The organism is Mesorhizobium sp. M7A.F.Ca.US.002.01.1.1 (assembly GCF_004022955.1).
GTDB lineage: Bacteria > Pseudomonadota > Alphaproteobacteria > Rhizobiales > Rhizobiaceae > Mesorhizobium > Mesorhizobium ciceri.
The window spans coordinates 1-4,119 of the sequence record NZ_RZQE01000508.1 but is presented as its reverse complement, the minus strand read 5'-3'; the positions used below and the strand labels follow the sequence as shown (position 1 = coordinate 4,119).

The window sequence follows — 4,119 nt, the reverse complement described above, 5'->3', positions numbered from 1 at the left end:
TTGCAGCCCTTGTCGCTCTGGCTGCTGGCTTTGCCGTCAGCAACGGGCTGATAAGCCAGCAGACGGCCGATGAGATCAAGGCCAGGACTGACCAGGTTCTGACTGAGGAAGAGGCCGCACCGCCTGCACCTCAGCCTGACAGCCCCGCCACGCCTTCCACGGAACCCGCACCGCAGGCTCCGACACCTCCCGCCGCGGCACCCCCGCAAGGATCACAACAGGGTCAATGAAGAAGCCTCGCCAGGATGGGCTCCTCTCGTGCGATCGCACCATCTGAGTGTATCGTTTTAATACAATCGCCAATTGGTAGACTTGCACCACGGATAGGTAGTTAGTTTCAGCGTCAGGCAAAAAGGGGGGAAATGCCTCGCACTGGGAGAAAACGATGTCCGTACAAAAAGGCGACTTTCGAACCAACAGAGCCGACTACGTGATTGCCGCGATGCATGGCGGAGTGACCGCCGAAGACAGCGTTCGAGACGAGAACCTGGCAAGGAGAAAGAAGTCCCTGTGGCTGAAGGAGCGGCGATCGGCCAAATCGGCTGAAAACCCGTTGGACAGCTCGCCGCTGTCCAAAAGAAGCCCTCGCGGTTAGCGGTCTACAATCGCCTTCCGCGATCACACCATATCCGCACACAACCCACTCGCCCATATTGCAGGGGCCACCGTCGGTGTTGACTAACTCCGACGGTGGCCTAGTTCGCGGCGAAATGACCTCCGTTCTTTTGAGAAGACGGCGGGACTAAGGTCTTGCGCCCTAGACGCAAAGGTCCGAGCGATCCTGTTAGGTTCCGGAAATGTCTCTTGGACGTTCCGCTATTTTATCCAATTGAAATGTAGCGTTACCGTGCATGTCCCGCCCGATAGCGGCGCCTGATCCGGCTGCCCGCATCCGACCCGGCTGCGTCCCCTCAGCCGATGCGCTCGCCGCTTTTCGCATCGAACAGATGCAGCTGGTCCGGTTCGGCCGCCAACCGCACCACGTCGCCGGACTTGACGCCGGCACGGCCCATGGCAAAGACGCACAGCTGCTGGCTGGCTAGCTTGACGTAGAACTGCGTCGAAAGGCCGAGCGGCTCGACCACACCCACCTCGCCCTTCAACGCACCCTCGTCCGCCAGCTTGATATGCTCGGGCCGCAAACCGACGGTGATGGCGTCACCGTGGGTCAGTGGCAGGCCTTCCGGCAGCCGCAGCGCCTGGCCGTCGGTCAGTACGGCCTCCAACGTAGCGCCCTTACGAACCGTCGCCGGCAGAAAATTCATGCCGGGTGAACCAATGAAACCCGCAACGAACATGTTGGCCGGCCGGTCGTAGAGATCGAGCGGCGCGCCGACCTGCTGGATCAGCCCGTCATGCATGACGACGATCCGGTCGGCCATGGTCATCGCCTCGATCTGGTCGTGCGTGACATAGACCGATGTCGTCTTCAGTTGCTGGTGCAGCGCCTTGATCTCGGCGCGCATATGGACGCGCAGCTTGGCGTCGAGGTTCGACAGCGGCTCGTCGAACAGGAAGACCTTGGGGTCGCGCACGATCGCCCGGCCCATGGCGACGCGCTGGCGCTGGCCGCCGGACAATTGCCGCGGCAGGCGCTGCAGGAAGGTGTCGAGCCCGAGCCGCTTGGCGGCGCCGTCCACCCTGGAGTCGATCGTCGCCTTCTCCGCCTTCTTCAGGAGCAGGCTGAAGCCCATGTTCTTCGACACGTCCATATGCGGATAAAGCGCGTAGGACTGGAACACCATGGCGATGTCGCGGTCCTTGGGTGCTACGTCATTGACCAGCCGCTCGCCAATGCGGATCTCGCCGCCGGAAGCCTCCTCCAGCCCGGCGATCATGCGCAAAAGCGTGGACTTGCCGCAGCCCGACGGCCCAACCAGGACGACGAACTCGCCATCGGCGATTTCAAGGTCGACCGCGTGCAGGACGCGGACGGCGCCATAGTCCTTGCGGACCTTCTCGAGCGTAACAGAGGCCATCGATCTATCCTTTGACGGCGCCGGCGGTCAGGCCGGTGACGAGATAGCGTTGCAGGAAGGCGAAGAAGATGCAGACCGGGATCAACGCCAGGATGGATGCCGCCATCATCTGTCCCCAATCGACGGCGAACTTGCCGATGAAGGTGAGCAAGCCGACGGCGAAGGTCTTCTGGTCGTCGCTGGAAATCAGCATCAGCGCGAACAGAAGCTCGCTCCAGGCGGCGGTGAAGACGAAGCCGAGCGTGGCGCCCATGCCCGGCAGCGTCAGCGGTACAATCACCTTGCGCATCGCCTGCGCACGCGTGCAGCCGTCGATCATCGCCGCTTCCTCCAGATCCTTGGGGATGCCGTCGAAGAAGGACTGCATGAGGAAGGTGGCAAAAGCCGTGTTGAAGGCGGTGTAGATGATGATCAGCCCGGTCAGGCTGTTGATCAGTCCGATCTGACCCATCACGCGGTAGATCGGCGGAATGACCATCACCAGCGGAAAGGTCTGGGTCAAAAGCAACATCAGCGCCAGTGCTGCCTTGCCGCGAAAGGTGAAGCGCGACATGGCATAGCCGGCAAGCGTGGCGATGATTGTCACCAGTGCCGCCGTCGATACCGAGACGATGACGCTGTTGAGGAAATAGCGCGGGAAATCGGTGGCCTCGAGCACGGTTACGAAGTTCTGCAGCGTCATGTGCGACGGCCAGAAGGTGATGCCTTCGGAATAAAGCAGCCGCTCCGGCGTGACCGAGATCCTCAGCGTCCAGTAGATCGGGAACAAGGCAAAGAGCACGTAAGCCGCGATTGCCGCGTAGAGGCCGATGCCGCCGAAGAAGCGCTGCGAGGTTGAACGTCCTGCGATCATCAGACGTGCCTCACAAGCGTGCGGCGGATACCGATCAGCGCAATCGCATAGGCAATGAGCAGGACCAATAGCAGCACGGCCACCGCCGAGGCATAGCCCTTGTCCAGCGATTTGAAGGCGCTGACATAGATGTAGACCGGCACAGTGTTGGTCGAGCCGGCTGGCCCGCCCTCCGTCATCACGAAGATCAGGTCGGCGAAGGTGGCGATCCAGATGGTGCGCAACATCACGGTGATGGCGATGGTCGGCGCCAGAAACGGCAGCGTCACCTTGGTGAAGCGCTGCCAGGGCGAAGCGCCGTCGATCGCCGCCGCCTCATGCAGTTCCGACGGGATCGACTTCAGCGCCGCCAAGAGCGTGATGGCGAAGAAAGGAATGCCGAACCAGATATTGGCGACGATCGGCCCCCACATGGCGGTTGACGGATCGGACAGCACATTGGTCGGCTCGGCCTTCAGCCCCAATGCAAACAGCCAGTGCGGCAGCGGGCCGATGATCGGATTGAACAGCCAGGCCCAGGTCAGGCCCGACAGGAAGGACGGCACCGCCCAGGGCAGGAACACCAGGGCTTGTACAGCCTTGCGGCCGCGAAACGGCTTGTCGAGCAGAAGCGCCAGGCCAAGGCCGAGGAAGAACTGGAAGAAAAGGCTGGCGACCGTCCACCACAACGTGTTGACCAGCGCCTGGCCCAGCACCTGATCCGACAGCATCGCCTGATACTGGCCGAGCCCGACATATTCGGACTTGAAGGCGGAGAACTTGCGGAAGGAGTAGCTGATGCCGATGACCAGCGGCACCAGAAGCACCACGACCAGCAGGATGATCGCCGGGCTGAGATAGAGCCATGGCTCGATAGCGGCATGGGATAGCCGCTTGCGACGCGGCTTGCCGACGGATCGTATTTCGGACACGGCGTAGGTCATTGGCTCGGGGGCGCTCCTGGAACGGCGTCGGGGACAGCGTCCTTCTCCCCGTTCACGGGGAGAAGATGCCGGTCCACCCTCCGCAGCTGCTGCGGATGACGGGCAGGCAGATGAGGGGCAGCGCGAACCTATCGAGGCATAGCGCCGCCCCTCATCCGTCACTTCGTGACACCTTCTCCCCTTGAACGGCGAGAAGGGAAGAAAAACTACTTCTTGTTCTTCGCCAGCCAGTCCTGCTGTTCCTTGGTCAGGAAGGCAGCCCACTGGTCGGCGACGTCCTTGGCCGTCTTCTGGCCAAGCAGCACTTCCTGAAAATTCTTGATCGCCACCTGGTCGACGAAATTGCCGAGGTTCTCCAGATGCG

4 protein-coding genes and 1 pseudogene are annotated in these 4,119 nt (G+C 61.8%); 1 reads left to right on the top strand and 4 read right to left on the bottom strand.

Going from position 1 to position 4,119, the window contains the following annotated elements; all coding sequences use genetic code 11:
* The first annotated feature begins 385 nt into the window (after positions 1–385).
* On the top strand, positions 386–595 hold the full coding sequence (locus EN932_RS30775) for a hypothetical protein (RefSeq protein WP_013531922.1): 210 nt from the start codon (positions 386–388) through the stop codon (positions 593–595).
* Between the two features lie 316 nt (positions 596–911).
* Here the strand turns inward: EN932_RS30775 and ugpC are convergent, their stop codons facing one another.
* The 4 genes and pseudogenes from ugpC to EN932_RS39210 all read right to left on the bottom strand — a co-directional run.
* On the bottom strand, positions 912–1,979 hold the full coding sequence (ugpC, locus tag EN932_RS30770) for a sn-glycerol-3-phosphate ABC transporter ATP-binding protein UgpC (RefSeq protein ID WP_127385879.1): 1,068 nt from the start codon (positions 1,977–1,979) through the stop codon (positions 912–914).
* Positions 1,980–1,983: 4 nt separating this feature from the next.
* Positions 1,984–2,832 carry a carbohydrate ABC transporter permease gene (locus EN932_RS30765; RefSeq protein ID WP_127369777.1) on the bottom strand — a complete coding sequence of 283 codons (849 nt, stop codon included), beginning with the start codon at positions 2,830–2,832 and terminating at the stop codon, positions 1,984–1,986.
* Positions 2,832–3,755: a sugar ABC transporter permease gene (locus tag EN932_RS30760; protein ID WP_013531925.1), complete on the bottom strand. Its 924-nt coding sequence runs from the start codon at positions 3,753–3,755 to the stop codon at positions 2,832–2,834. Before EN932_RS30760 ends, EN932_RS30765 begins: the two co-directional genes overlap by 1 nt.
* Before the next feature lie 206 nt (positions 3,756–3,961).
* A pseudogene (locus tag EN932_RS39210) lies at positions 3,962–4,119 on the bottom strand (sugar ABC transporter substrate-binding protein); the annotation flags it as partial.

Coding starts and splice junctions, on each gene's coding strand:
- EN932_RS30775 (WP_013531922.1), top strand. CDS start 386: ATGTCCGTACAAAAAGGCGACTTTCGAACCAACAGAGCCGACTACGTG.
- ugpC (WP_127385879.1), bottom strand. CDS start 1,979: ATGGCCTCTGTTACGCTCGAGAAGGTCCGCAAGGACTATGGCGCCGTC.
- EN932_RS30765 (WP_127369777.1), bottom strand. CDS start 2,832: ATGATCGCAGGACGTTCAACCTCGCAGCGCTTCTTCGGCGGCATCGGC.
- EN932_RS30760 (WP_013531925.1), bottom strand. CDS start 3,755: ATGACCTACGCCGTGTCCGAAATACGATCCGTCGGCAAGCCGCGTCGC.